The sequence below is a fragment of the [Anoxybacillus] calidus genome, from assembly GCF_013760845.1.
Taxonomy (GTDB): domain Bacteria; phylum Bacillota; class Bacilli; order Bacillales; family Anoxybacillaceae; genus Paranoxybacillus; species Paranoxybacillus calidus.
The window spans coordinates 89,792-116,489 of the sequence record NZ_JACDUU010000002.1; the positions used below are offsets into that span (position 1 = coordinate 89,792).

Consider the following 26,698-nt stretch of genomic DNA (forward strand, 5'->3'; position numbering starts at 1 on the left):
ACCGTTAAATTAAAGAAGCAAAGCGAGAGGAATGAGTGCGATGAAATTACAATCGTTGCTTTCTTATTTACATGATTTTACAACATATGTTGGCGAGAATCCGACAATTACATCGATCGAGATGGATTCGCGTGAAGTAAAACGAGGCTCTTTATTTATTTGTATTAAAGGGTTTACAGTTGATGGGCACGATTTTGCACAACAAGCTGTCGAAAATGGGGCGGTAGCAATTATTGCTGAACGAGAAATTGAGGTAGATGTGCCAGTCATCATCGTCAAAGATAGCAAAAGAGCAATGGCTGTTCTTGCAGATATTTTTTACGGTCAGCCGACACATAAATTACATTTAATTGGTGTGACGGGCACAAATGGAAAAACAACAACGACTCATATGATTGAGCATATTTTTCGCCGCGCTAACAAGAAGACGGGACTGATCGGGACTATCAATATTAAAATTGGCGATCAAACGTATGATGTGAAAAATACGACACCGGAATCTCTTGTCCTGCAAAAAACATTTAAGCAAATGGTAGATGAAAATGTCGATGTTGCGGTAATGGAAGTATCATCGCATGCATTGCATATGGGAAGAGTGCGTGGGTGTGATTATGATGTTGCTGTTTTCACTAATTTGACGCAGGACCATTTAGATTATCACGGAACAATGGATGAATATCGCTGGGCTAAAGGGCTGTTATTTGCACAATTAGGCAACCGTTTCGACCATCACAAACCAAAGTTTGCTGTTCTTAATCAAGATGACCCAGCTTCGAACGAATATAAAAGAAGTACAGCTGCGACAGTAATTACATATGGAATTGATCAAGAAAGCGATATTATGGCGAAAAATATCGAAATTACAACAAGTGGTACAACGTTTGATCTTGTGACACCACTAGATACGGTTCGCGTAAAGACGAAACTAATTGGCAAATTTAGCATCTATAATATCCTTGCAGCAACGGCAGCTTGTTTAGTGTCAAATGTTCCACTCGCTACTATCGTTGAGGCAATTGAAGAAATGAAGGGCGTAGCAGGACGGTTTGAAGTAGTTGATAATGGTCAAGATTTTACCGTCATTGTTGACTATGCTCACACTCCTGATAGTTTAGAAAATGTGTTAAAAACGATTAAGCAATTTGCTAAACGAAAAGTGTATGTTGTTGTTGGCTGTGGTGGTGATCGCGATCGTACAAAGCGGCCAATTATGGCACGCATCGCTGCTGACTATGCAGATGTACCGATTTTTACTTCTGATAATCCGCGTTCTGAAGATCCGGTCGCTATCTTGAAAGATATGGAGGAAGGCGTGAAAGGAAAGCAATATATTTCCATCGTTGACAGAAAAGAAGCGATTCGTTATGCCGTTTTCCACGCACAAGAAGGGGATGTCATTTTAATTGCCGGAAAAGGACACGAAACGTATCAAATTATTGGAAACGAAGTGTTGGAATTTGATGACCGGCTTGTGGCGCGTCAAGCCATTAAGGAGCGAAATGAATCATGTTGACGTATCGCTTCTTAAAAAAGTTGTTTCCAGTAACGCGTGGAATTGAGGATGACACTATTCAATTCCACCATCTATTCGTTCACCCGTTGCAAGCAGCAGCCAAAGGGTTGTTTGTGCCGCTGCGATATGAACAGAAAGAGCTGCAGCAGGCGATTGAAAATGGAGCAATTGCTGCACTTTGGAAAAAGGACGTGCCGCTACCGGCTTATGTTCCAAATCATTTTCCTATTTTTTTCGTTTCTTCCCCGCTTCAAGCATTAATAGAAATTGTCGAAACATATTTGCAATCTAACGAAATGGAGAATGAAAAGATGACCCGATTTTATTTAAATATGGAAGGGGCTCATATTGAAGAAAATCGTTCATATGATATAGCTGTAATAGACGTATTGAAACAGCTTGAACAACGGTTACAAGAAGAAGGGAGGGGACAGTCGTGCTAGAGCAAGTAATTGTTTTCACCATTGCAATGGCTTTCTTAATTACTGTATTGTTATCACCGATATTTATTCCCTTCTTAAGAAGATTAAAGTTTGGGCAAAGCATTCGTGAAGAAGGTCCAAAGTCACATCAAAAGAAATCAGGCACCCCAACAATGGGCGGGATTGTGATTTTGTTGTCGATTATTGCTACAACAATCATAATGATAAATAAATTTGCTGAGCCTACGGTGCAAACTTATTTATTGCTGTTTGTAACGATTGGATACGGTCTGCTCGGATTTTTAGACGATTTTATTAAAGTTGTCATGAAACGAAATCTTGGCTTAACTAGTAAGCAAAAATTATTTGGCCAATTAATCATTGCCTTTATTTTTTATTTTGTTTATCAGCAAAATGATTTTTCGACTGAACTCCGCATACCAGGAGTTGACTTTACTTTTGATTTAGGATGGTGCTATATATTATTAATGATTTTTATGCTTGTTGGTGGTTCGAATGCTGTCAATTTAACTGACGGTCTCGATGGGCTGCTAGCAGGTACGGCAGCGATTGCATTCGGAGCATATGCTGTCTTGGCTTGGAATCAATCTCAGTATGACGTTGCCATTTTTAGTGTTGCTGTAGTTGGTGCTGTCCTTGGATTTCTAGTATTTAATGCACATCCGGCTAAGGTGTTTATGGGGGATACTGGATCACTTGCTTTAGGCGGAGCCATCGCAACGGTTGCTATTTTGACGAAATTAGAAATTTTGCTTGTGATTATTGGCGGTGTGTTTGTCATTGAAACATTATCTGTGATTATCCAAGTAATTTCATTTAAAACGACTGGAAAACGAGTGTTCAAAATGAGTCCATTGCACCATCATTACGAACTAGTTGGATGGTCTGAGTGGCGCGTTGTCGTTACATTTTGGGCAGTCGGCTTACTATTTGCAATGCTTGGAATTTATATCGAGGTGTGGATTTAATTGAAAAAGGTGACTATGTATCAAAATAAAAATGTCTTAATACTTGGTTTAGCAAAGAGCGGGTTTGCTGCTGCGAAGTTGTTGCATGAGTTAGGAGCAAAAGTAACGGTCAATGATCAGAAGCCGTTTGAGGAAAATGAGGCAGCACAAAGTTTAGAAAGAATGGGGATACGCGTCATTTGCGGCAGCCATCCGCTTGAACTTTTGGACGAACCGTTCGACTTAATAGTGAAAAATCCAGGAATTCCATATTATAATCCGCTTGTTGCAAAAGCGATGGAGAAAGGTATACCGATCATAACGGAAGTGGAGTTAGCGTATCAAATTTCTGAAGCTCCGCTTATCGGCATTACAGGTTCAAACGGAAAAACAACGACGACAACATTAATTTATGAGATGTTAAAGGAAGGCGGCAAACAGCCGTTAATTGCCGGAAATATCGGCACGGTAGCCTGTGAGGTCGCAAAGGAAGCTTCAAGCGAAAATTGGATTGTGACAGAGCTATCTTCCTTTCAATTGATGGGAATTATTGATTTTCAACCAAAAATTTCTGTATTGCTAAATATATTTAATGCGCATTTAGACTATCATGGAACAAAAGAAGAGTACGCTAAAGCCAAAGGAAATCTCTTTAAAAATCAAACCAATGATGATTTCGCTGTAGTGAATGCGGATGATGAAACGGTCATGAAGCTTGTCCAATCATCGGATGCACAAAAGGTATTTTTTTCAACCACGCAACGTTTACAAAGCGGTGCTTGGATTGAAAATGGCATAATCTATTTCAACGGCGAAAAAATCATTGAAACGAAAGATATTGCATTGCCGGGCAAGCACAATTTAGAAAACATTTTAGCAGCGATTTCTGCTGCCAAATTAACAGGCGTAGACAATGAAGCAATTGTTCGAGTATTAAAAACATTTACAGGCGTAAAACATCGACTGCAATTCGTCATAGAAGTAAACGGACGTAAATTTTACAATGATTCTAAAGCAACTAATATACTTGCAACACAAAAAGCTTTATCGGCGTTTGAAAATGACTCCATTATTCTACTCGCTGGCGGTCTAGACCGTGGAAATGAGTTTGACGAGCTAATTCCATATTTAAAAAATGTAAAAGCAATGATTCTATTTGGACAAACAGCCCGCAAACTGGAACGTGTAGCAAAAGAGGCTGGAATAGAAATCATCGAACATGTCGATAATGTGGAAAAAGCCGTGCCAATTGCCTATGAATTGTCACAGCCAGGGGATATCATTCTTTTATCACCGGCTTGTGCAAGCTGGGATCAATATAAAACTTTTGAGCAAAGAGGAGACATTTTTATCGGTGCGGTGCATAAGTTGAAGTAAGGGGACATCCCTCCATCAGGTGTGTTGATTAACCAATAAAATCCAGATGAAACGGGTTTATTTAAGTAGCTTTTCTGCCGAAGTCAGCTAAGCGAAACGCTAGCTGACCGGGCATGCGTCCGCATACCTAGCCCGAACGGAGAACGCTTTGCGGACAAATGGATTTGTCCGCCGGCGTTCTCGTTCGGGTATCATGGCCGAAAAGCGTGACTCACCGAGAAAGTAGTTACAATAATGGATAATCAACACTCATGATCCCTCCCCTGTTACAGTTTAATAAAGATGAGGTGTTCCGCATTGCCTGGAAAAAAGTCTACGCCTGACATTCTGCTTATTATCATTACGTTTTTCTTGCTTGCGATTGGCCTAATCATGGTGTACAGCGCAAGTGCGGTTTGGGCTGAATATAAGTTCCATGACTCTTTCTTTTTTGCGAAAAGACAGCTTTTGTTTGCTCTAGTCGGTATTATCGCGATGTTTTTTATTATGAATGTTGATTATTGGACATGGCGAACATGGGCGAAAGTGCTTTTAATCGTTTGCTTCGTATTGCTCGTTCTTGTTCTTATTCCAGGAGTTGGAATGGTGCGTAATGGATCGCGTAGCTGGATTGGCGTTGGAGCGTTTTCGATTCAGCCATCAGAGTTTATGAAATTAGCGATGATTGCCTTTTTGGCAAAGTTTCTATCTGAGCATCAAAAGAAAATTACCTCTTTTAAACAAGGATTACTGCCGGCTTTGATGCTCGTATTTGCTGCCTTTGGTATGATTATGCTGCAGCCGGATTTAGGAACGGGAACAGTTATGGTTGGCACGTGTATTGCGATGATTTTTGTGGCAGGTGCCCGCATTAGCCATTTTGTCGGTTTAGGCTTGTTAGGTTTGATGGGGTTTGCCGCCCTTGTTCTTTCCGCGCCTTATCGGATTAAGAGGATTACATCGTTTTTAAATCCATGGGAAGATCCGTTAGGAAGCGGATTTCAAATGATTCAATCACTGTATGCCATCGGACCGGGGGGGCTGTTTGGCTTAGGGCTTGGCCAAAGCAGACAAAAATTTTTCTATTTGCCCGAGCCGCAAACGGACTTTATTTTTGCTATTTTAGCAGAAGAGTTAGGTTTTATCGGCGGTTCACTCGTATTGCTTCTGTTTAGTCTTCTTCTTTGGCGTGGGGTACGAATCGCTCTCGGTGCCCCTGATTTATACGGCAGCTTTCTTGCTATTGGTATTATTTCGATGATTGCGATTCAAGTTATGATTAATATTGGAGTTGTTACTGGTTTGATGCCTGTAACAGGTATTACGTTGCCATTTCTTAGTTATGGCGGCTCATCGTTAACATTGATGTTAATGGCGATTGGGGTGCTATTAAACATTAGCCGCCATTCAAGATATTAATAGCCCAATAAAAAGTAGTGTACGAAGGGGCTGACTCACAAGTGTCTGACCTTACGCATATTACACAATCATATAGTTTATTTATCCGACACTGTATCCTATATATTGTGTTGTGGGGTCTGACACTTTTCTTTAGGGTCAGACCCTTATCGTGTTGTTTTATAAATGATATTTGATATGATTCAATGACATACGATTTATATAAAAAGTCGAATTAAAGAGTTCCTTAATAGTATTCAAAGAGGAAAGGGGAAGTTGTTATGGATGCGATTGTAAGAGAATTAATGGATGCAAATGTAGGAAAAGTTAAAAGAAATGAACCGTTAGCGAATTATACAACGATAAAAATTGGCGGTCCGGCTGATGTACTGGTTGAACCAAATGATGTGGAAAGCTTAAAAAAAACAATGGAGATTATTCGGAAACATGGAGTAAAGTGGCGTGCAATTGGTCGAGGTTCTAATTTGCTTGTTTCCGATCTAGGAATTGAGGGAGTTGTCATTAAGCTTGGTGATGGATTTGCCAATCTCTCGATTAATGGAACAGAGGTTACAGTTGGCGGTGGATATTCTCTTATCAAACTCGCAACAGTCATCAGTAAACAAGGATTATCAGGTTTAGAATTTGCCGGAGGGATTCCAGGATCAGTCGGCGGTGCAGTTTATATGAATGCAGGAGCGCATGGATCCGATATGTCCAAAATCGTGAAAAAAGCACAAATTTTATTTGAAGATGGTTCGATTGAATGGCTCTCAAACGAAGAAATGGAGTTTTCATATCGGACATCCGTTTTACAGCGTAAACGTCCGGGAATTTGCATCGCAGCTGTATTGCAATTAAAAGAGGGAAAACGTGAGGAAATTGTTGCTGAAATGCAAAAAAATAAAGATTATCGCCGTGAGACACAACCATGGAATTACCCGTGTGCTGGCAGTATCTTTCGTAATCCGCTTCCAAATTACGCAGGAAAGTTAATTGAAACAGCTGGGTTAAAAGGCTATTCAATCGGTGGAGCAAAAATTTCTGAACAACACGCTAATTTTATCGTTAATACAGGAAATGCAAAAGCAGAAGATGTTCTTAACTTAATCCAACATGTAAAAAACATTATTCATGAATCGTATGGCATTCATTTAGAAACGGAAGTAGAAATAATCGGTCGAACGTAATATAAATGTAATCTTATTTTTTCAAATATTGTGGTATAATATAAGTTGTGGGTTGTTCACACTAGGTGAACAAGTTTTACTAACGGCATTCATTCATGCCGTTTGTTTTTATTGTTTAATAGATGAAAAGGTATGTAGAGGTGAGCGGTTACGTATCCCTCTAAATGGGGTGAACGGAATTTGAAAAAAAACAAAGTCGTCGTTCTTGAAGAGCGGGTACCGCAATTAAAACAACAGCGCAGACAAAAAGCAAATCGTAGATTAGTTGGATATATTGTGCTCTTTTTTATGCTTATTTTATGTATCATTTATTTTCAATCACCATTAAGCAATATTCAATCTATTGAAGTAAAAGGAAATAAGCATATTTCTGACAAAGAAATCATTGAATTAAGCGGTCTTACGAATCGGACGAGCTTTTGGAAAGTAAAGGATGAAATTATTGAAAAAAAAATGAGTTCACACCCTGAAATTGCAAGTGCTCAATTACAAAAACATTTTCCTAACAAGATAATATTGTTAATCAAAGAGCGAAAAAGAGTAGCCTATATTTCTGATAAACAAAAATTTCTCCCCGTTTTAGAAAATGGTGTAGTTTTAACTGATGTACAAGGTGTTGTGCCCAACGATGCTCCGATATTAGTCAACTGGAAAGAGGGAGAAGACATTCAAGAAATGGTGGCGCAATTAACGGAGCTCCCTTCACATGTGTTGAATGCTATTTCCGAAATTCATCATACGCCAACGAAACATGACCATTATCATCTTACTGTATTTATGAACGATGGATATGAAGTAAGCGCAACTGTGCGAAATTTTGCGAAAAAAATGTCTTTATACCCATCGATTGTAAGTCAGTTAGATCGTAATGTGAAGGGAGTTATTCATCTGGAAGTAAGCAACTACTTTAAAGCTTATCCGGCTGATAACGAGAAGAAAGAAGGGGATGACAATGAAGAAGATACAAGGTAATCATGTCATCCTTTCCCTTGTATGTTTAGTGTTGGGTTTTATGATTTCTTTTTCTTATCAATATGCGAAGGAAGAAACGAAGGAAAGAAAGCTAACCGACCGGCAATGGCAGAAAGAGTATGAGTATCGCAATAAGATTATTGAGCAGCAGGAAAAAAATCGAAAATTACATAAAGAACTTGTCAAAAAACAGCAGAAAGTGCAGGAAATAGAAAAAGAGCTGGCAAATGAGGAGCAAATTTATTATAACTTAGTCGAAGATGCAGAAAAATTACGCATGTATCTTGGGAAAGTCCAAGTTCAAGGGCAAGGAGTGGAAGTCACGTTATCGGACGCCTCTTATATTCCTTCTGAAGCCAATGCTACGGACTATATTGTACATGAAGAGCATGTTTTCAGTGTCATTAATGAACTATTAATTTCCGGAGCATCAGCCGTTGCTGTGAATGGTCAGCGCCTATCGCATCGTTCGTACATTGTTTGCAACGGTCCAACTATTGAAATTGATGGAAATCAACATCCGGCTCCTTTTGTTATTTCAGCGATTGGCGATCCGGATGTTCTCATTCCAGCATTAAATATTGCAGGCGGGGTAAAGGATCAGCTTGTTAACGATAATATCATTGTGAAAATTGCTAGGAAAGATGAAATGATATTAGAACCAATTATTAATGTAAACAATGGCTGATAATGGCAACGGCTTTGATGAAAGTTTGGTGATGTTTATTGGAACGTAAGAAAAAGATACATTTTACTGTCATTACAACGATTATTGGATTTATGCTTGCAGTGCAGTTTCAAACAACGAACCATCCTGTTGTCCGGGATACGAGAGATATGTGGGAGCTTCGGGAAGATTTAAAAAAAGAGCAAGAATTGCAACGCCAGCTTCTAGAAGAAATTCGCACTTATGAGACAACTCTTGAAAGCTATCAGCAAAAGCGTGCTGAAAGCAAGGAAAACGCGTTGCGGGAAACAGTAGAGGAGTTAAGAAAGGAAGCAGGGCTTACAGAAGTTCGCGGACAGGGGGTCATCATCACTCTTCAGCCGTTTTATGCTGAAAACTATGTAGGTCCTGTTATACAGACGGTTTCGCCATACTTGCTTAAAAGATTAATGAATGAACTAAATATGTACGGTGCTGAAGAAGTTGCGATTGCTGACCAACGCATCATTAATACGACAGTGATACGCGATGTAAACGGGATAACAAAAGTTGATAACTATAAAATCAATTCTTTTCCAATACAAATAAAGGTGATTGCAGAAGATGCAGAAAAGTTGTATAACCGTTTGAAAGGATCGACTGTGCTTGAGGATTTTGGGATCGAAGGTTTACAGCTAGAAATATCGCAACCAATGAGCAACGTAGTTATACCGCCTTATAATGATTCATTGCACATTCGCTACATGAAAACCGTAAAAGCCGAAAAGGAGGAATAATAACATGTGGCTTCCACTCATCGGCTTAATTGTAGGATTAATTTGGGGTTTATTAACAGATATACGAGTGCCTGACGAATATACCAACTATTTGTCCATTGCCGTATTAGCTGCGTTAGATACACTAATTGGTGGAATTCGGGCACATTTACAAAATGTTTACGATCAACATGTGTTTGTATCTGGCTTTTTCTTTAATATTATTTTAGCAGCAAGTTTAGCTTTTCTCGGTGTCCATCTTGGTGTAGACTTGTACTTAGCAGCGGTGTTTGCTTTTGGAGTTCGATTGTTCCAAAATATTGCTGTCATTCGCCGTATTTTGCTTACAAAATGGATGGAAAAACGCCAGAGATTTGAAAAAAATTGATTTTTTTAAAGGGAATGCTGTCCATATGTTGAATATAACAGTAAAATACGATACATACGATTGTTGTTCTATGATAGATGTTTTTGCTTATTTGGTTAAAGGAGGTGCCAAAGATGAACAGTAATGAAATATTTGTTAGCCTCGACATTGGTACATCCAGTGTTAAGGTAATTATCGGCGAAATGATGAACGAATCATTGAATATTATTGGAGTAGGAAATGTTAAATCGGAAGGATTAAAAAAAGGTTCTATTGTTGATATAGATGAAACGGTTCAATCGATTAAAAGAGCGATTGAACAGGCTGAAAGAATGGTCGGGCTTGATATTCGCCGCGTTGTTGTCGGGGTGTCAGGCAACCATATTCAATTGCAAAATTGCCATGGAATAGTTGCTGTTTCTAGTGAGAACCGGGAAATTAGCGATGAGGATGTAGCGCGAGTGATTGAAGCCGCTCAAGTGATTTCGATTCCACCAGAGCGAGAGATCATTGATGTCATACCGAAGCAGTTTATTGTTGATGGTCTCGATGGGATTAATGACCCACGCGGAATGCTCGGTGTTCGTTTAGAGATGGAAGGCACTATTATTACCGCTTCTAAAACGATATTACATAACTTGTTACGCTGTGTAGAGAGAGCTGGATTGGAAATTACCGATATTTGCCTTCAACCACTGGCGGCTGGTTCTCTTGCATTGTCAAAAGATGAAAAAAACCTAGGTGTAGCTTTAGTCGACATTGGAGGCGGCTCAACAACGATTGCGGTGTTTGAACAAGGCTTTCTTCAGGCGACAACAGTTTTGCCGATTGGTGGTGATCATATCACAAAAGATTTATCAATCGGCTTACGAACTTCAACAGAAGATGCAGAAAAGATTAAAATTAAGTATGGACATGCTTTTTATGATCTTGCTTCAGATGAGGAATTGTTTAGTGTCCCAATTATTGGTACTGATCAGCATCAACAGTTTAGCCAGCTTGAAGTTGCTGATATTATTGAGGCAAGACTTGAAGAAATTTTTCAAATGGTTCAACATGAAATTCGTAAGCTTGGTTATCGCGACTTACCTGGAGGTTATGTGCTGACAGGTGGGGTTGCGAACATGCCAGGAATATTAGAGCTAGCCCAAGTTGTGTTAGCTAATAGTGTGCGCATTGCTCTCCCAGATTATATTGGGGTACGCGATCCACAATATACGACAGGAGTCGGCTTAATTAAATTTGCATATAAAAATGCAAAGCTGCAGGGGCGTGCAATTCCTGCTTCTGCTTCTGTAGCAGAATCGGCGGAAAAGCGAGTGCAAAAACAACCTCAAGTGAAAACAAAACAAAAAGTGAAAGAAGAAAACTTAGGACAAAAAGTAAAAAAATTCTTAGGTTATTTCTTTGAATAGAGATTGAATTATTGGGAGGATTTCGTCATGTTGGAGTTTGACACTACTGTTGATCAGATGGCAACGATTAAAGTTATAGGTGTTGGCGGCGGTGGTAATAACGCTGTTAACCGAATGATTGAACACGGTGTACAAGGCGTTGAATTTATTGCGGTAAATACAGATGCGCAGGCACTCAATTTATCAAAAGCACCTACTAAACTTCAAATTGGTGCGAAATTAACGCGCGGTTTAGGTGCAGGGGCCAATCCAGAAGTGGGCAAAAAGGCGGCTGAAGAAAGCAAAGAACAAATTGAAGAAGCATTGAAAGGTGCAGATATGGTCTTTGTAACAGCTGGAATGGGAGGCGGAACAGGAACAGGTGCCGCTCCAGTCATTGCCCAAATAGCCCGCGATTTAGGGGCATTAACGGTAGGGGTCGTTACGCGGCCATTTACATTTGAAGGACGTAAACGTGCGACACAAGCAGCAGGTGGAATTGCTGCAATGAAAGAAGCGGTTGATACGTTAATTGTGATCCCAAATGACCGCTTGTTAGAAATTGTTGATAAAAACACACCGATGCTTGAAGCATTCCGTGAAGCAGATAATGTCCTTCGTCAAGGTGTGCAAGGTATTTCTGATTTAATTGCTGTGCCTGGTTTAATTAACCTTGACTTTGCTGATGTCAAGACGATTATGTCCAATAAAGGTTCAGCATTAATGGGAATCGGTATTGCTAGTGGAGAAAACCGTGCAGCAGAGGCGGCAAAAAAAGCCATTTCAAGCCCATTATTAGAAACATCGATTGATGGCGCGCAAGGCGTGTTAATGAACATTACTGGTGGTACAAACTTGAGCTTATATGAAGTGCAAGAAGCTGCTGACATTGTTGCCTCTGCTTCTGACCCAGAAGTGAACATGATTTTCGGATCTGTTATCAATGAAAATTTAAAAGATGAAATTGTTGTTACGGTCATTGCAACTGGATTCAAAGAAGAAAGTGAAGCCCCTCAATCAAAGCCGTTGCGGACAGGTTTTGGTGTAGCAAATGTGAAAACAACGACAACAACGGCAGGGATTAAGCGGGAAAAACGTGAAGAACCAATTCAAGATTATTCATCGCTGCGAACACAACAAGTAGAAGATCCGCTAGATATCCCAGCTTTCTTGCGCAACCGCAACCGTCGCCGTTAATAAGAAAAACGGAAGCGAGCGCCTAACGTTAAAGTTAGCGAACAAACTTCTGTACAAAAAGCATGAATCATTATGATTCATGCTTTTTTGTTTTTCTGCCTATTGTCCCCTCAAATTATTGACAAAATTTCTAAAAAAATTCCTTTTTTTATCAGCATGAACTGACAGACTTTCCAATAAGATGTACTATATACTATTTTTAGACATTATCTATTGGCGTCCATTTTTAAAGGAGGCAAGAAGTTGTCTATATATTTAGATGTTATTTGGTTTCTTAACGTATGTTTTGATAGTTTGCTGCTTTGGCTAACTGCGATTATGTTGAAAAGACAAATTGTTTTATGGCGTATTGTTTTAGGTGCACTCATCGGCTCTTTACTTGTCCTGTTTATGTTTACCCCCTTTTCATTGTATGTATCTCATCCGTTTATAAAACTATTGTTTTCATTTTTTATCGTCATTGCTTCTTTTGGATTTAAGAGATTTCGCTATTTTATAGAAAACTTGCTTACCTTTTATTTTGCGACTTTTATGATTGGAGGGGGAATGATTGCGCTTCACAACTTGCTGCAGAATGATCTTAGCGCAACAGCAGGAGCAATAATCACTTCTTCTACAGGAGTAGGGGATCCTGTCAGTTGGTTATTTGTCTTGCTGGGATTTCCAACATTATGGTTTTTTTCACACAAACGTATTGACGGGATTCAGGAAAAAAAGCTTCGTTTTGATAACATCATAGATGTAGTAATCACTTTAGATGAGGTTAAGATCGCTCTGAAAGGGCTAATTGACAGCGGAAATCAATTATACGATCCAATTACAAAAACACCGGTAATGATTGTCGACATGAATGAATTGAAACAAATACTTCCACAGTCCATTATTGAAAACTTTACGTTGGCTCATGTGTTTAATTTTACAGAGGAAAAAGATATGGAAAAATGGCATCATCGTTTGCGTATTATTCCTTATCGTGTTGTTGGCAAAGAGCAGCAATTCTTATTAGCCCTCAAACCAGATAAGATTATGATTCACTATGAAAATCAATGGCTTGAAGTAACAAGAGGTTTGATCGGATTGAATGAGTCTAACTTATCAACAGACGGGGAATATCAATGCATCGTCCATCCGAAAATGGTACAAACCGCAAAAGTTCTAACAGCTTCGTGATACTATATCATACTCATTTATTCTCAAACTTAGAAGGGGGATTTCAATGAAAACATTAAAGTTACGCATTACTTATTTATGGTATAAATTGTTAATGAAATTAGGATTAAAGACGGATGAAATATACTATATTGGTGGAAGTGAAGCATTGCCACCACCGCTGACAAAAGAGGAAGAAGAGTTGTTGCTGCAGAAACTTCCGTCTGGTGACGAGACGGCGCGTTCTATGTTAATTGAACGAAATTTGCGCTTAGTAGTGTATATTGCACGGAAGTTTGAAAATACGGGAATTAATATTGAAGACCTCATTAGTATTGGAACCATCGGCTTAATTAAAGCAGTTAATACATTTAATCCTGAGAAAAAAATTAAACTTGCTACATATGCATCACGTTGCATTGAAAATGAAATATTAATGTATTTGCGACGCAACAACAAAGTAAGAGCTGAAGTATCATTTGATGAACCACTGAATATTGATTGGGATGGAAATGAATTACTTTTATCCGATGTATTAGGAACAGAAGAGGATATCATAACAAAAGACCTTGAAGCAAATGTTGATCGCAATTTGTTAATGAATGCTCTTCATCAGTTAAGTGATCGTGAAAAGCAAATCATGGAACTTCGTTTCGGCCTTTCTGGTGGAGAGGAAAAAACACAAAAAGATGTCGCGGATTTGTTAGGGATTTCACAATCCTATATATCCCGGCTTGAAAAACGAATTATTAAAAGGTTGAGAAAAGAATTTAATAAGATGATGTAAACAGGCTAGGGGCTTATCCATAAGTGTCTGATCTCACGCGCAATCCACAATATACCGTTTTTTATTCGGGGGTATGTCTTATAAATGATGATTGTGGGGAGATGACACTTTGCTTGGATCAGCCTCTTTTTTCAATTTTTGACTTGTGCATATTTTTTCCGCCTAAGGAGATACTGAAAATTGACAGCATCTCCTGATGGGAGGGAAAGACTTGACAAGAAACAAAGTTGAAATTTGCGGCGTTGATACTTCGAAACTTCCAGTATTGAAAAATGAAGAAATGCGTGAACTGTTTAAACGAATGCAAGCAGGGGATTTAGAAGCAAGGGAGAAGCTAGTAAATGGGAATTTGCGGCTTGTCTTAAGTGTCATTCAACGATTTAACAACCGCGGAGAATTTGTAGACGATTTGTTTCAAGTCGGCTGTATCGGCTTAATGAAATCAATTGATAATTTTGATTTAAGTCAAAATGTAAAATTTTCCACTTATGCGGTACCGATGATTATTGGCGAAATTCGCCGTTATTTACGTGATAACAATCCGATTCGCGTTTCACGATCATTGAGGGATATTGCGTATAAAGCGCTTCAAGTACGAGAAAAACTAATAGCTGATACATCAAAAGAGCCGACAGCAGAAGAAATTGCCAAAGTTCTGGGGATATCACATGAAGAAGTCGTTTTTGCATTAGATGCCATTCAAGACCCGGTTTCCCTTTTTGAACCAATTTATAATGATGGCGGCGATCCAATTTATGTTATGGACCAATTGAGCGATGAACGTAATCGCGATACTCAATGGATTGAGGAAATCGCTTTGAAAGAAGGATTGCGACGTTTAAATGAAAGAGAAAAAATGATCATAAGAAAGCGTTTTTTCCAAGGAAAGACGCAAATGGAAGTGGCTGAAGAAATTGGGATTTCCCAAGCGCAAGTGTCGCGTTTAGAAAAAGCAGCGATCAGACAAATGAATAAAAATATTCAAATGTGATGAGGTTGATCCGAAATCCAAGTGTCAGACCCCGCAACACCATATATAGGACATATATATTGGAATGTGCGTGAGGTCGGACACTTATTTTATGGGTCAGCCTCTTGTTGTTTTTGTGCAAATATATAATCATGAATGGTGGAAAGACAATCATATAGTAAAGATAAGAGATGATGAAAGCGAGGGATTCGGATGGTAAAAATTTCAGAATTCCAATCAAAGGATGTAGTAAATGTAGCGAACGGTAAGAAATTAGGAAACATTGGCGATATTGATATTAATTTACAAACTGGGCATATTGAAGCAATTATTATTTTGAGAACAGGAAAAATTCTTGGCCTATTCGGCAGGGAAGAAGAAACAGTCATTCCTTGGAGCAATATTGTTAAAGTTGGCACAGATGTCATTTTAGTCCGTTTCAATGAAGAAACATATTAAAAATTTTTTAGTAAACCGCTTTCCAATTGAGAAATAGTTCAATAATCATTATCACATTTAAGCAAACTGTGATAAAATATGAAAAAAAGCGATAAAAATCTACAAAATACGGTTAAAGGGATGTAGAACATGCCTGAGATTTTTCAACAAAAAAGTAATGAAGAAGTTCTCTTTCTTGATGCTTGGCATTTCATGATGCCGCAGCTGGTCGTCGGTTTTACGACAAAGAAGGGTGGCTACAGTAAAAGAGAATTTACTGGTTTAAATCTTGGGCTACACGTTCATGATGATGCAGATGATGTTCGGTTAAACCGCCAAAAACTTGCTGAAGTATTAGAGTTTCCGATGGAAAAATGGGTGTGTAGCGAGCAAATACATGATAATCGAATTGAGAAAGTAAATAACAATGATTGTGGCAAAGGAGTTTTTCATTATGATACAGCAATAGCTGGTGCTGATGGACTATATACAAATGAAGCAAACATTTTATTGGCACTTTGCTTTGCTGATTGTGTACCTCTCTATTTTTTTGCACCGAAGTATGAACTTATTGGTATTGCTCATGCAGGATGGAAAGGGAGCGTAAAAAACATCGCAGGCGAAATGGTTCGTCTTTGGGTAGAGAAGGAAAAAGTTCATCATGCCGACATTTACGCAGCGATTGGCCCATCCATTGGCAAGTGCTGTTATATCGTTGACGATCGTGTTATCGATTTAGTGAAAAAAGTTGTAGAAGATTCAGCATATCATCTTTATCAAGAAACGAGCAAGGGGCAATATGCGCTCGATTTAAAAGAGTTAAATAGGCGATTGCTATTAAAAGCGGGCATTCCGAAACAAAATATTATTGTAAGCGAATATTGCACAAGTTGTGCTGGAGAGTTATTTTTCTCTCATCGACGCGATAAAGGAAAAACAGGTCGGATGATGAGTTTTATCGGCAGGAAGGAGGAAGAGTGAATGTCTGTTAGCGCCAATTTAGCAGCAATTAAAAAAAATATCGTTGAAGCGTGTGAACGTGTTGGGCGCAATCCAGCGGACATTCGCATTATTGCTGTAACGAAATATGTGAGCATTGAGCGTGCTAAAGAAGCGTATATGGCCGGTATTACGGATTTTGGAGAAAATCGAGATGAAGGATTTTTGCAAAAATACGAAGCATTAGGAAACGAACCAACATGGCATTTTATTGGCACGCTCCAGTCTCGCAAAGTGAAAAATGTGATTGATAAAATCGATTATCTTCATTCCCTTGATCGATTATCGCTTGCTGAGGAGATTCAAAAGCGGGCGACCAAGCCAGTGAAATGTTTCGTGCAAGTGAATGTATCAGGGGAAGAATCAAAACACGGCTTGCCGCCACAAGAAGTGATTCCATTTATTGAAAAGCTCAAAGAGTTTCCAAATATTATCGTAGTTGGACTAATGACAATGGCACCATTTACAGATAATGAGCAAGACATTCGCCGCTGTTTTCGCGGATTAAAGAAATTACAGGAAGAAATACAGGCATTACATATTCCTTATGCTCCATGTACAGAGCTTTCAATGGGAATGTCAAATGACTATATCATTGCTATTGAAGAAGGTGCGACATTTATTCGATTAGGTACGTCATTAGTGGGAAAAGAATGATTTGGAGGTGAACGAAATATGGGCATTATTAAAAAATTTAAAAACTATTTTTTAGACGAGGAAGAATATGATGACTATGAGGAAGAGTATTTTGAGGAGGAAGAGGAGGAGGAAATTTCGAAGCCTTTGCAAAAAGGGCAGGGCAAACAAAATGTAGTTAGTTTGCAAAGTGTGCAAAAATCATCGAAGGTTGTATTATATGAACCTAGAGCATATGCCGAGGCTCAAGAAATTGCTGATCATTTAAAAAGTAGACGAGCTGTTGTTGTCAATCTTCAGCGCATTCCTCACGATCAGGCTAAGCGCATTGTTGATTTTTTAAGTGGAACGGTATACGCCATTGGCGGCGATATCCAGCAAGTGGGTACGAAAATCTTTTTATGCACACCTGATAATGTCGATGTGACAGGCTCTATTTCTATCGTTTCTGACGATGAATCATCAATCAAGAGGTGGTAACTTTACATGGACAGTTTGCTTTCGTTTTTAGTGTTGCTTATTGAAGTTTACTCCTATGCATTAATCGTGTACATTCTCATGTCATGGTTTCCGAATGCACGGGACACGAAGTTTGGGCAAATATTAGCCAATATTTGTGAGCCGTATTTAGAGCCATTTCGCCGCATTATTCCACCTATCGGGATGTTGGATATATCGCCGATTGTAGCGATTTTAGTTCTTAATTTTGCCACAAGGGGTTTATATGCGCTTTTTGATATGTTGAATTTAGGATAGCGGGGAATCCGACAATAGGGTTCCTTTCTTTATGATCGGATAAACATTAAATTATTGGGTGTTGAATAAAATGAATCTTTACCAGCATTTTCGTAAAGAAGAGCATCACTTTCTTGATCAAGTGCTTCAGTGGCGGGAATCTGTGAAAACATGGTATGCACCGAAACTGACAGACTTTTTGGATCCGCGTGAACAAGAAATTGTACGGTTAGTCGTCGGAAATGATTCTGAAGTCAAGCTTTCTTTTTTCGGCGGAGCATCTTTTGTCGAGCGAAAAAGGGCATTATTGTATCCTGAGTATTTTGAGCCGAAACAGGAAGAGTTTGAACTCACTCTTTTTGAAATTAAATATCCTCATAAATTCGTGTCTCTTGAACATCGACAAGTACTTGGATCCCTGATGTCTCTTGGACTTAAAAGAGCAAAATTTGGCGATATTCTTATAAAAGGAGAAAGGATACAATTTATTGTCGCCAAAGATGTTGCCTCTTATATTCAGCTAAATTTTGATACAGTTGGAAGAACGAAAATTTCTCTTGAGCAGCTAACTCTTGACAATATTGTACAACTTGAAGAACAATGGTTCGAGGAAACGATTACCGTTTCTTCATTGCGACTAGACGCCGTGTTGGCGCAAATTTTTCACGTTTCCCGCCAAAAAGTACAGCTATTAATTGAAAACGGATTAGTCAAAGTGAATTGGAAAATTACTGAAGAGCCTCATTTTGAATGTAAAGAAGGAGATACATTATCGGCACGAGGCTTTGGACGCTGCAAAATTTTTTCCATTGACGGTAAAACGAAAAAAGAGAAATGGCGGGTGCGGGTAGGAAAACAAAAATAATCGAAAAATAGCAGGAATTGCGTGAAAGATGTCGAATGATATCATATAAAATGAAGCAGATCATTTCAATGGAGGTGGCACTTGTGCCTTTAACACCATTAGATATTCATAATAAAGAGTTTAGTAAAGGCTTTCGTGGCTATGATGAAGATGAAGTCAATGAGTTCCTCGATCAAGTGATTAAAGATTATGAAATGGTTATTCGTGAAAAAAAACAGCTTGAGGAAAAAGTAGCAGAGTTAACCGAGAAGCTAAACTATTTTACAAATATCGAGGAAACTTTAAATAAATCGATTTTAATTGCCCAAGAGGCAGCAGAAGAAGTAAAACGAAATGCCCAAAAGGAAGCAAAACTTATTATTAAGGAAGCGGAAAAAAATGCAGATCGCATCATTAGCGAGGCGCTGGCCAAATCTCGAAAAATTGCTCTTGAAATCGAGGGATTAAAACGACAATCTAAAGTGTTCCGCACTCGCTTTCGTATGCTTATTGAAGCTCAGCTTGAAATGTTAAATAACGATGATTGGAATCATTTATTGGAATATGAAGTAAAAGAGATCAATGAAGAAGAGTTTGAAGAATCGAGCCAATCTTGACGAAAATTCCTTTTTTCACATATAATAACGAGTACAAAAAGGATATAACCTAGACGATGAAAGGGACAGTAGTTCTTTCAAAAGCTTATTTCAGCGAGCCAAGGATGGTGGGAGCTTGGCATAGGCGAAAGAACGAAAATCACCCTGGAGTTCCATGCTGAAATGACAGTAAGCAATGGCGCGTCATTCCCGTTACGAATGAAGAGTGGGCTATTCATGCACATTTGCATACATAGTCAATAAGGGTGGTACCGCGAGACCTTTCTCGTCCCTTTTGGGATGGAAAGGTCTTATTTTTTATAAATTAGTAAACAAATGTTGGAGGAATGATAGGGATGGACTACAAAAACACGTTGTTGATGCCGAAAACGGACTTCCCAATGCGTGGCAATCTTCCGCAGCGAGAGCCGCAAATTCAAGCAAAATGGGAAGAAATGGACATTTATCGAAAAGTGCAAGAACGCACAAAGGACCGTCCACTGTTTGTTTTACACGATGGACCTCCGTATGCAAATGGCGATATTCATATGGGACATGCGTTAAACAAAATTTTAAAAGACTTTATCGTCCGCTATAAATCAATGAGTGGTTACTGCGCTCCATATGTTCCGGGATGGGATACACATGGTTTGCCGATTGAAACAGCTTTAACGAAAAATAAAGGTGTTAACCGCAAAGAGATGAGTGTAGCGGAATTCCGTAAGCTTTGTGAAGAATATGCTTATGAACAAATCGCTCGTCAGCGTGAGCAATTTAAACGTCTTGGCGTGCGCGGCGATTGGGAAAATCCTTATATTACGTTAAAGCCGGAATATGAAGCACAACAAATTAAAGTGTTCGGCGAAATGGCGAAAAAAGGTCTCATTTATAAAGGACTGAAGCCAGTATATTGGTCCCCTTCAAGCGAATCAGCACTTGCTGAAGCGGAAATTGAATATAAAGATAAACGTTCTCCATCTATCTATGTCGCTTTTTCTATTAAAGATGGCAAAGGTGTACTTGAAGGTGACGAGAAAATCGTTATCTGGACAACGACTCCTTGGACAATTCCAGCAAACTTAGGTATTGCTGTTCATCCTGAGCTTGAATACAGTGTTGTTCAAGCGAATGGTGAGAAATATATTGTCGCATCAGCACTACTTGAGTCTGTGAAAAAAGAAATTGGCTGGGAAGAAGCGACGGTAGTTAAAACATTAAAAGGAAGCGACCTTGAATACGTTGTTGCGAAACATCCATTGTATGACCGTGATTCACTTGTGATATTAGGAGAACATGTAACGACGGATGCAGGGACAGGTTGCGTTCATACCGCTCCAGGTCATGGTGAAGATGACTTCATCGTCGGACAAAAATATGGTTTAGATGTATTATGTCCAGTGGATGAGAGAGGATATATGACGGCTGATGCACCAGGCTTTGAAGGTTTATTCTATGATGATGCGAATAAGCCAATCACTGAAAAGCTAAAAGAAGTTGGAGCTTTATTAAAACTTGGTTTCATTACACACTCTTATCCGCATGACTGGCGTACAAAACAGCCAACGATTTTCCGAGCAACAGCGCAATGGTTTGCTTCGATTGATAAAATTCGTGAAGAGTTACTAAAAGCAGTTCAAGATACAAAATGGGTGCCTGCTTGGGGAGAAACGCGCTTGTATAATATGGTGCGCGATCGTGGTGACTGGTGTATTTCCCGTCAACGTGCATGGGGCGTGCCAATTCCAGTATTCTATGCAGAAAATGGTGATCCAATCATTACAGACGAAACGATTGAACATGTTTCAAACTTATTTAGAAAGTACGGCTCCAATGTATGGTTTGAACGCGAAGCGAAAGACTTGTTACCAGAAGGATTTACGCATCCATCAAGTCCAAACGGTAAGTTTACAAAAGAAACAGATATTATGGACGTTTGGTTTGATTCCGGTTCATCCCATCAAGCTGTTCTTGAAGAGCGTGATGATTTGCAGCGTCCAGCTGATCTTTACTTGGAAGGTTCTGACCAATATCGCGGTTGGTTTAACTCTTCTTTATCAACAGCTGTCGCGGTAACAGGCAAAGCGCCATATAAAGCGGTATTGAGCCATGGTTTCGTGCTTGATGGAGAAGGTCGTAAAATGAGTAAGTCGCTTGGTAACGTTGTTGTTCCAGCGAAAGTAATGGACCAATTAGGAGCTGATATTTTACGTTTATGGGTAGCTTCTGTTGACTATCAAGCAGATGTAAGAATTTCTGATAGCATTTTAAAACAAGTCGCTGAAGTGTATCGTAAAATTCGCAATACGTTCCGTTTCTTATTAGGGAACTTGTTTGATTTCAACCCTGAGACAGATGCTGTTCCATTACAAGAGTTACGAGAAGTTGACCGCTACATGCTTGTAAAGCTCAACCATCTCATTAAAAAAGTGAAACATTCTTATGAAACATATGAATTTGCAGCTATTTATCACGATGTGAACAACTTCTGCACAATTGATTTAAGTGCATTCTATCTTGATTTTGCAAAGGATGTTCTTTATATTGAAGCACCAAACAATAAAGAGCGCCGTTCCATTCAAACGGTTTTATATGAGACATTAGTAGCGTTAACGAAATTAATTGCGCCAATCTTACCGCATACAGCTGATGAAGTATGGGGATACATTCCAAATGTAAAAGAGGAAAGTGTCCAGCTTGTCGATATGCCTGAGCCGATGCAAATGGATGGAGCGGATGAACTAGTAGCGAAATGGGATGCATTTATGGCTTTGCGTGATGACGTGTTAAAGGCGTTAGAAGTTGCACGTAATGAAAAAGTGATCGGCAAATCGTTAACAGCCAATCTTGTTCTTTATCCAAATGCTGAAACAAAGCAATTGCTTGATTCTATTAACGAAAACTTAAAACAAATCTTTATCGTTTCTGGCTTTGAAATTGCCGGCACATACGAAGAAGCACCTGCAGAAGCACAGAAGTTTGAAAAAGTGGCGATTGTCGTTAAACAAGCGGAAGGCGAAACATGTGAAAGATGCTGGGTTGTTACACCGACGGTAGGCGAAGACAAAGACCATCCGACATTATGCCCACGTTGTGCGAAAGTGGTAAAAGAACATTATAGTGCTTAATATAACAATAAGGCTGTCCATACTGGGCAGCCTTTTTTGCTTATAAGAGTACATATTGTCATCACGTAATGACCGAATGAATCTGAAAGCCCATTCTTTAGGAAAAAGTTGCTCTCACTAAATAAAATGGTTTCGGAAACAATAACAGTACATATTTCAAATTCAATATACCAAGGGGATGATTCGCCTTGTATTATAAGAAGCTGAAAAAAGAACTTCTGCAAATGAGGCAAGAACTCCAGACAAGATTAGATCAAATTAACAACAATGAATTTGCTTCGGAAATGGGCTTTTTCGTGGATAAAGATTGGTTAAAGAGCCTTATATATGATGAATTGCAAGATGTTGAACATGCTCTTAGAAAATTAGAAGAAGGAGATTATGGGCGCTGTGAAAAAACAGGACGACCATTTACCGAAAATCAAATTTATGTGTTGCCAACCGCGAGAACAATTGACGATTTTGACATCCAAGGGTATTATGCGAAAACAGGTTATTTTTCATACGATTAGTTCTTTGTTTCTGTACATTCCACTGAGCATGAATCTTAAGGTCAGATATACATTTAGAGTTTTGCGTTGTATATGATCAAATGAATGTGCTACAATTCTTAAGGTACATCTGCTCAGTTGGGGGTAATTTTGTGATTTATTATATCGTTGCGCTCACCGTTATTCTTATTGATCAGTTTACAAAATGGCTCGTTGTTAAATATATGGAACTAGGGGAAAGCATTCCGATTATTACCGATGTGCTTTATATTACTTCGCACCGCAACCGTGGTGCAGCGTGGGGGATTTTGCAAGGAAAGCTTTGGTTTTTTTACATCATAACGGTTATTGCTGTTATTGGGTTAGTCGTGTACATTCAACGTTTGCCGCGCGAGGAAAAGTTGTTTGGCACGGCTCTTGGATTTATGCTTGGCGGAGCGATTGGCAATTTTATCGACCGTCTTTTTCGTCAAGAAGTTGTCGATTTTATTCATACATACATTTTTACATACAGCTTCCCGATTTTTAACATTGCAGATTCAGCGCTATGTATTGGTGTTGCGCTTATTTTACTGCAAACAATGATCGATGGGAGAAAAGAAAAGGAGAATGAGTAATGGAAGTGATCCGATTTACCATTGAGGAGGAACAGGATAAAGAGAGAATTGACAAAGTAATTTCCTCACTTAACGAAGAGTGGTCACGCTCACAAGTTCAGCAATGGATTAAAGATGGGTTAGTAACGGTTAATGGAAGAGACATAAAAGCGAATTATAAATGTTCAGCGGGGGATGCGGTTGTCATTGAACTTCCTGAACCGGAGCCGCTTGATGTTGAACCGGAAGAAATGGATTTAGATATATATTATGAAGATGCTGATGTAATCGTCGTGAATAAACCGCGCGGAATGGTCGTTCATCCAGCACCCGGCCATATGCGTGGTACGCTTGTAAACGGATTGTTAGCCCATTGTAAGGATTTGTCAGGTATTAATGGCGTGCTGCGCCCCGGAATTGTGCATCGCATTGATAAAGATACTTCAGGACTTCTAATGGTAGCAAAAAATGATCTCGCACATGAATCCCTTGTCAATCAGCTTGTTAATAAAACAGTTACTCGAAAATATAAAGCAATTGTTCACGGTGTTATTCCACATGATTACGGAACAATTGATGCGCCGATCGGCAGGGATAAACATGACCGTCAGAGCATGACTGTGACAGAGGAAAATGGTAAAGAGGCGGTAACACATTTCCGCGTTCTTGAACGATTCGACAAATTTACCTTTATCGAATGTCAGTTGGAAACGGGTCGCACCCATCAAATTCGCGTTCATATGAAATATATCGGCTATCCGCTTGCTGGCGATCCGAAATACGGTCCGAAAAAAACACTGCCGATCGATGGACAAGCATTGCATGCAGGGATATTAGGATTTACTCACCCGCGTACTGGAGAGTATTTAGAATTTGAAGCACCATTACCTGAGGAGTTTCAACACATTTTAGATATGTTGCGAAATAATCGTTGACAAAATCCATTCATCAAAGTAAAATGAAGAACAAGTGAATAGAACCTTTAAATTCAGTCCTGTGAGGCTGAGAAGGAATCGGATGATATAGGAATAAGTAGGATATATGTGCGTAAAATCAGTCATTCCTCTCGCTTCGTGGGCGGGAGGAATTTTTTTGTGAGGTGAAAGACGATGCAAAAAGCAGTTGTTCTTGATGAACAAGCGATTCGCCGCGCATTGACGAGAATTGCTCATGAAATTATTGAGCGCAACAAAGGAATTGAAAACTGTGTTCTTGTTGGTATTAAGACGCGCGGTATTTATTTAGCGAGACGGCTTGCCGAACGAATTGAACAAATCGAAGGAACAGCCATTCCAGTTGGTGAGTTGGATATTACGCTTTATCGTGATGATTTAACAACGAAAACGAGCGATAAAGAACCGCTCGTGAAGGGAACGGATGTCCCGGTCGATATAACGAACAAAAAAGTGATTTTAGTCGATGATGTTCTTTTTACGGGACGTACTGTAAGAGCAGCAATGGATGCGCTGATAGACCTTGGACGTCCGGCACAAATTCAACTGGCTGTTCTAGTTGACCGTGGTCATCGCGAATTACCGATACGGGCTGACTTCGTCGGTAAAAATATTCCAACATCAAGCTCGGAAATGATTGTTGTAGAATTAACAGAAGTCGATAAAATGGATCAAGTAAGCATTCATGAAAACAAATAAGTCCCTTTTAAATGCAGTCCCGTGAGGCTGTCAAAGGGGAACAGGAAATTAGTCTAACTCTATTTTCAATAGGCTAAATCTGTACCTCTTTGCACCCTTAGCGGGCAAAGAGGTTTTTTTATGGAAGACGGAAAGGAGAAAATGATATGAGCAAACCAATATTAGACATTAAGGATAAGCCGTCACCAATCCAATGGTTAACGTTAAGTTTGCAACATTTATTTGCTATGTTTGGCGCAACGATTCTAGTGCCTTACCTTGTCGGTTTAAGTCCAGCTATCGCTTTAATCTCTAGCGGCTTAGGAACGATCGCCTTTTTAATCATCACGAAATGGCAAGTACCAGCTTACCTTGGCTCCTCGTTTGCGTTCATTACACCGATTATTGCTGCAAAAACGGCAGGCGGACCTGGTGCAGCAATGATTGGTAGTTTCTTGGCGGGGCTTGTATACGGAGTAGTTGCTCTTGTTATTAAAAGGGCAGGTTATCGCTGGATTATGAGATTGCTGCCGCCGATTGTCGTTGGTCCGGTGATCGTTGTCATTGGATTAGGATTAGCGAGTACAGCGGTCAATATGGCGATGAACAATCCAGACGGAAAATATAGCTTAACACATTTCTCTGTGGCATTAGTTACGTTGGCTGCAACGATTGTTTGCTCGATTTACTTAAGAGGAATGCTTAGTCTAATTCCTGTATTAGTGGGAATTGTAGTTGGTTATGTATACGCATTAGCGGTTGGTATCGTTGATTTTTCACAAGTAGCGAAAGCAAAATGGTTTGAAATGCCTGACTTCCTAATTCCATTCGTTGATTACAAAGTAAGTGTGACATGGGAGATCGCTCTATTAATGGTACCTGTAGCGATTGTTACGCTTTCTGAGCATATCGGTCATCAGCTCGTGTTAAGTAAAGTGGTTGGTCGTGATTATATTAAAGAACCTGGCCTGCACCGTTCAATTTTAGGGGATGGGACAGCGACGATGATTTCTGCCCTCATCGGCGGACCGCCAAAAACAACGTACGGTGAAAACATCGGAGTTCTTGCGATTACAAGAGTATATAGCGTGTACGTACTTTTAGGTGCAGCCATTATTGCAACTATCTTCGGCTTCGTTGGTAAAGTCACAGCGTTAATCAGTTCCATTCCAACACCGGTAATGGGCGGTGTCTCTATCTTGTTATTCGGAATTATCGCTTCATCAGGATTGCGTATGCTTGTTGATAGCCAAATAGATTTTGGTGACAAACGCAATTTAGTTATCTCATCTGTCATTCTTGTCATCGGAATTGGCGGCGCCGCTCTTAAAGTATCTGAACAGTTCGAAATTCACGGAATGGCACTTGCGGCCATTTGTGGAGTGTTGTTAAATCTCATTTTACCAGGGCGCCCGGAAGTAAATGAAAATATGTTTGAAACAGAAAATGAACATAACAATCATGTGGCGTAAATCACCTTTTAACTAAGTCCAGAGAGGCTT

At 39.4% G+C, this 26,698-nt stretch carries 28 protein-coding genes and 1 other annotated feature; all 28 genes read left to right on the plus strand.

Translation table 11 applies throughout. From position 1 onward, the window contains the following. Positions 1-40: 40 nt before the first annotated feature. Entirely contained in the window at positions 41-1,513 is a 1,473-nt protein-coding gene (locus HNQ85_RS04720) for a UDP-N-acetylmuramoyl-L-alanyl-D-glutamate--2,6-diaminopimelate ligase (protein ID WP_181536612.1), read from the plus strand. Then, positions 1,507-1,956 (plus strand): hypothetical protein, encoded by a 450-nt coding sequence (locus HNQ85_RS04725; RefSeq protein ID WP_181536613.1) that lies wholly within the window; start codon positions 1,507-1,509, stop codon positions 1,954-1,956. Before HNQ85_RS04720 ends, HNQ85_RS04725 begins: the two co-directional genes overlap by 7 nt. Then, entirely contained in the window at positions 1,950-2,924 is a 975-nt protein-coding gene (gene mraY / locus HNQ85_RS04730) for a phospho-N-acetylmuramoyl-pentapeptide-transferase (RefSeq protein ID WP_181536614.1), read from the plus strand. The genes HNQ85_RS04725 and mraY overlap by 7 nt, the downstream gene beginning before the upstream one ends. Positions 2,925-2,939: 15 nt before the next feature. Next, positions 2,940-4,280, plus strand: a complete 1,341-nt coding sequence (murD, locus tag HNQ85_RS04735; RefSeq protein WP_409994119.1) for a UDP-N-acetylmuramoyl-L-alanine--D-glutamate ligase — start codon at positions 2,940-2,942, stop codon at positions 4,278-4,280. Positions 4,281-4,577: 297 nt separating this feature from the next. Beyond that, positions 4,578-5,678 (plus strand): stage V sporulation protein E, encoded by a 1,101-nt coding sequence (gene spoVE / locus HNQ85_RS04740; RefSeq protein WP_181536616.1) that lies wholly within the window; start codon positions 4,578-4,580, stop codon positions 5,676-5,678. 260 nt (positions 5,679-5,938) lie between these two features. Then, entirely contained in the window at positions 5,939-6,847 is a 909-nt protein-coding gene (gene murB / locus HNQ85_RS04745) for a UDP-N-acetylmuramate dehydrogenase (protein WP_181536617.1), read from the plus strand. 180 nt (positions 6,848-7,027) lie between these two features. Continuing rightward, the gene (locus HNQ85_RS04750; protein WP_181536618.1) at positions 7,028-7,819 is read left to right on the plus strand and encodes a cell division protein FtsQ/DivIB; all 792 of its coding nucleotides are present in this window, start codon (positions 7,028-7,030) and stop codon (positions 7,817-7,819) included. Further along, complete coding sequence (locus HNQ85_RS04755) at positions 7,800-8,507, plus strand: DUF881 domain-containing protein (RefSeq protein ID WP_181536619.1); 708 nt, start codon at positions 7,800-7,802, stop codon at positions 8,505-8,507. The genes HNQ85_RS04750 and HNQ85_RS04755 overlap by 20 nt, the downstream gene beginning before the upstream one ends. Before the next feature lie 38 nt (positions 8,508-8,545). Continuing rightward, positions 8,546-9,262: a DUF881 domain-containing protein gene (locus tag HNQ85_RS04760; protein WP_246326785.1), complete on the plus strand. Its 717-nt coding sequence runs from the start codon at positions 8,546-8,548 to the stop codon at positions 9,260-9,262. A 4-nt stretch (positions 9,263-9,266) separates the two neighbouring features. Next, entirely contained in the window at positions 9,267-9,629 is a 363-nt protein-coding gene (locus HNQ85_RS04765) for a small basic family protein (RefSeq protein ID WP_181536620.1), read from the plus strand. 113 nt (positions 9,630-9,742) lie between these two features. After that, positions 9,743-11,023 (plus strand): cell division protein FtsA, encoded by a 1,281-nt coding sequence (ftsA, locus tag HNQ85_RS04770; protein WP_181536621.1) that lies wholly within the window; start codon positions 9,743-9,745, stop codon positions 11,021-11,023. Positions 11,024-11,050: 27 nt separating this feature from the next. Then, on the plus strand, positions 11,051-12,199 hold the full coding sequence (ftsZ, locus tag HNQ85_RS04775) for a cell division protein FtsZ (protein WP_181536622.1): 1,149 nt from the start codon (positions 11,051-11,053) through the stop codon (positions 12,197-12,199). 243 nt (positions 12,200-12,442) lie between these two features. After that, positions 12,443-13,369, plus strand: coding sequence for a sigma-E processing peptidase SpoIIGA (gene spoIIGA, locus HNQ85_RS04780; protein ID WP_181536623.1), 927 nt, complete (start codon positions 12,443-12,445; stop codon positions 13,367-13,369). Positions 13,370-13,415: 46 nt separating this feature from the next. Beyond that, a complete protein-coding gene (gene sigE / locus HNQ85_RS04785) occupies positions 13,416-14,135 on the plus strand; it encodes an RNA polymerase sporulation sigma factor SigE (RefSeq protein ID WP_181536624.1) in 720 nt (239 codons plus the stop codon). A gap of 211 nt (positions 14,136-14,346) precedes the next feature. Continuing rightward, positions 14,347-15,126: an RNA polymerase sporulation sigma factor SigG gene (gene sigG, locus HNQ85_RS04790; RefSeq protein ID WP_181536625.1), complete on the plus strand. Its 780-nt coding sequence runs from the start codon at positions 14,347-14,349 to the stop codon at positions 15,124-15,126. Positions 15,127-15,318: 192 nt separating this feature from the next. After that, the gene (locus tag HNQ85_RS04795; RefSeq protein ID WP_181536626.1) at positions 15,319-15,564 is read left to right on the plus strand and encodes a YlmC/YmxH family sporulation protein; all 246 of its coding nucleotides are present in this window, start codon (positions 15,319-15,321) and stop codon (positions 15,562-15,564) included. A gap of 129 nt (positions 15,565-15,693) precedes the next feature. Further along, positions 15,694-16,524, plus strand: a complete 831-nt coding sequence (pgeF, locus tag HNQ85_RS04800) for a peptidoglycan editing factor PgeF (protein ID WP_181536627.1) — start codon at positions 15,694-15,696, stop codon at positions 16,522-16,524. Continuing rightward, a complete protein-coding gene (locus tag HNQ85_RS04805) occupies positions 16,525-17,199 on the plus strand; it encodes a YggS family pyridoxal phosphate-dependent enzyme (RefSeq protein WP_181536628.1) in 675 nt (224 codons plus the stop codon). It begins immediately after the preceding gene. An 18-nt stretch (positions 17,200-17,217) separates the two neighbouring features. Continuing rightward, the gene (locus HNQ85_RS04810; RefSeq protein ID WP_181536629.1) at positions 17,218-17,658 is read left to right on the plus strand and encodes a cell division protein SepF; all 441 of its coding nucleotides are present in this window, start codon (positions 17,218-17,220) and stop codon (positions 17,656-17,658) included. Positions 17,659-17,664: 6 nt separating this feature from the next. After that, complete coding sequence (locus tag HNQ85_RS04815; protein WP_181536630.1) at positions 17,665-17,934, plus strand: YggT family protein; 270 nt, start codon at positions 17,665-17,667, stop codon at positions 17,932-17,934. 70 nt (positions 17,935-18,004) lie between these two features. After that, a complete protein-coding gene (locus HNQ85_RS04820) occupies positions 18,005-18,778 on the plus strand; it encodes a YlmH family RNA-binding protein (RefSeq protein ID WP_181536631.1) in 774 nt (257 codons plus the stop codon). A gap of 83 nt (positions 18,779-18,861) precedes the next feature. Next, positions 18,862-19,374, plus strand: coding sequence for a DivIVA domain-containing protein (locus tag HNQ85_RS04825; RefSeq protein ID WP_181536632.1), 513 nt, complete (start codon positions 18,862-18,864; stop codon positions 19,372-19,374). A gap of 47 nt (positions 19,375-19,421) precedes the next feature. Beyond that, positions 19,422-19,650: a binding site (T-box leader), on the plus strand. A gap of 59 nt (positions 19,651-19,709) precedes the next feature. Further along, a complete protein-coding gene (gene ileS / locus HNQ85_RS04830) occupies positions 19,710-22,478 on the plus strand; it encodes an isoleucine--tRNA ligase (RefSeq protein WP_181536633.1) in 2,769 nt (922 codons plus the stop codon). A gap of 188 nt (positions 22,479-22,666) precedes the next feature. Continuing rightward, positions 22,667-22,990, plus strand: a complete 324-nt coding sequence (locus HNQ85_RS04835; RefSeq protein ID WP_181536634.1) for a TraR/DksA family transcriptional regulator — start codon at positions 22,667-22,669, stop codon at positions 22,988-22,990. Between the two features lie 131 nt (positions 22,991-23,121). Beyond that, on the plus strand, positions 23,122-23,586 hold the full coding sequence (gene lspA / locus HNQ85_RS04840) for a signal peptidase II (RefSeq protein ID WP_181536635.1): 465 nt from the start codon (positions 23,122-23,124) through the stop codon (positions 23,584-23,586). Continuing rightward, positions 23,586-24,500: an RluA family pseudouridine synthase gene (locus HNQ85_RS04845; RefSeq protein WP_181536636.1), complete on the plus strand. Its 915-nt coding sequence runs from the start codon at positions 23,586-23,588 to the stop codon at positions 24,498-24,500. The genes lspA and HNQ85_RS04845 overlap by 1 nt, the downstream gene beginning before the upstream one ends. A gap of 174 nt (positions 24,501-24,674) precedes the next feature. Then, positions 24,675-25,217 carry a bifunctional pyr operon transcriptional regulator/uracil phosphoribosyltransferase PyrR gene (gene pyrR, locus HNQ85_RS04850; RefSeq protein WP_181536637.1) on the plus strand — a complete coding sequence of 181 codons (543 nt, stop codon included), beginning with the start codon at positions 24,675-24,677 and terminating at the stop codon, positions 25,215-25,217. 146 nt (positions 25,218-25,363) lie between these two features. Next, on the plus strand, positions 25,364-26,668 hold the full coding sequence (locus HNQ85_RS04855; protein WP_181536638.1) for a solute carrier family 23 protein: 1,305 nt from the start codon (positions 25,364-25,366) through the stop codon (positions 26,666-26,668). Positions 26,669-26,698 lie beyond the last annotated feature (30 nt).

Excerpts from the sequence above, each read along its gene's own strand:
- HNQ85_RS04720 (WP_181536612.1), top strand. The coding sequence starts at position 41 with ATGAAATTACAATCGTTGCTTTCTTATTTACATGATTTTACAACATAT.
- HNQ85_RS04725 (WP_181536613.1), top strand. The coding sequence starts at position 1,507 with ATGTTGACGTATCGCTTCTTAAAAAAGTTGTTTCCAGTAACGCGTGGA.
- murD (WP_409994119.1), top strand. The coding sequence starts at position 2,940 with ATGTATCAAAATAAAAATGTCTTAATACTTGGTTTAGCAAAGAGCGGG.
- murB (WP_181536617.1), top strand. The coding sequence starts at position 5,939 with ATGGATGCGATTGTAAGAGAATTAATGGATGCAAATGTAGGAAAAGTT.
- HNQ85_RS04755 (WP_181536619.1), top strand. The coding sequence starts at position 7,800 with ATGAAGAAGATACAAGGTAATCATGTCATCCTTTCCCTTGTATGTTTA.
- HNQ85_RS04765 (WP_181536620.1), top strand. The coding sequence starts at position 9,267 with ATGTGGCTTCCACTCATCGGCTTAATTGTAGGATTAATTTGGGGTTTA.
- ftsA (WP_181536621.1), top strand. The coding sequence starts at position 9,743 with ATGAACAGTAATGAAATATTTGTTAGCCTCGACATTGGTACATCCAGT.
- ftsZ (WP_181536622.1), top strand. The coding sequence starts at position 11,051 with ATGTTGGAGTTTGACACTACTGTTGATCAGATGGCAACGATTAAAGTT.
- sigE (WP_181536624.1), top strand. The coding sequence starts at position 13,416 with ATGAAAACATTAAAGTTACGCATTACTTATTTATGGTATAAATTGTTA.
- HNQ85_RS04795 (WP_181536626.1), top strand. The coding sequence starts at position 15,319 with ATGGTAAAAATTTCAGAATTCCAATCAAAGGATGTAGTAAATGTAGCG.
- pgeF (WP_181536627.1), top strand. The coding sequence starts at position 15,694 with ATGCCTGAGATTTTTCAACAAAAAAGTAATGAAGAAGTTCTCTTTCTT.
- HNQ85_RS04805 (WP_181536628.1), top strand. The coding sequence starts at position 16,525 with ATGTCTGTTAGCGCCAATTTAGCAGCAATTAAAAAAAATATCGTTGAA.
- HNQ85_RS04810 (WP_181536629.1), top strand. The coding sequence starts at position 17,218 with ATGGGCATTATTAAAAAATTTAAAAACTATTTTTTAGACGAGGAAGAA.
- HNQ85_RS04815 (WP_181536630.1), top strand. The coding sequence starts at position 17,665 with ATGGACAGTTTGCTTTCGTTTTTAGTGTTGCTTATTGAAGTTTACTCC.
- HNQ85_RS04820 (WP_181536631.1), top strand. The coding sequence starts at position 18,005 with ATGAATCTTTACCAGCATTTTCGTAAAGAAGAGCATCACTTTCTTGAT.
- ileS (WP_181536633.1), top strand. The coding sequence starts at position 19,710 with ATGGACTACAAAAACACGTTGTTGATGCCGAAAACGGACTTCCCAATG.
- HNQ85_RS04845 (WP_181536636.1), top strand. The coding sequence starts at position 23,586 with ATGGAAGTGATCCGATTTACCATTGAGGAGGAACAGGATAAAGAGAGA.
- pyrR (WP_181536637.1), top strand. The coding sequence starts at position 24,675 with ATGCAAAAAGCAGTTGTTCTTGATGAACAAGCGATTCGCCGCGCATTG.
- HNQ85_RS04855 (WP_181536638.1), top strand. The coding sequence starts at position 25,364 with ATGAGCAAACCAATATTAGACATTAAGGATAAGCCGTCACCAATCCAA.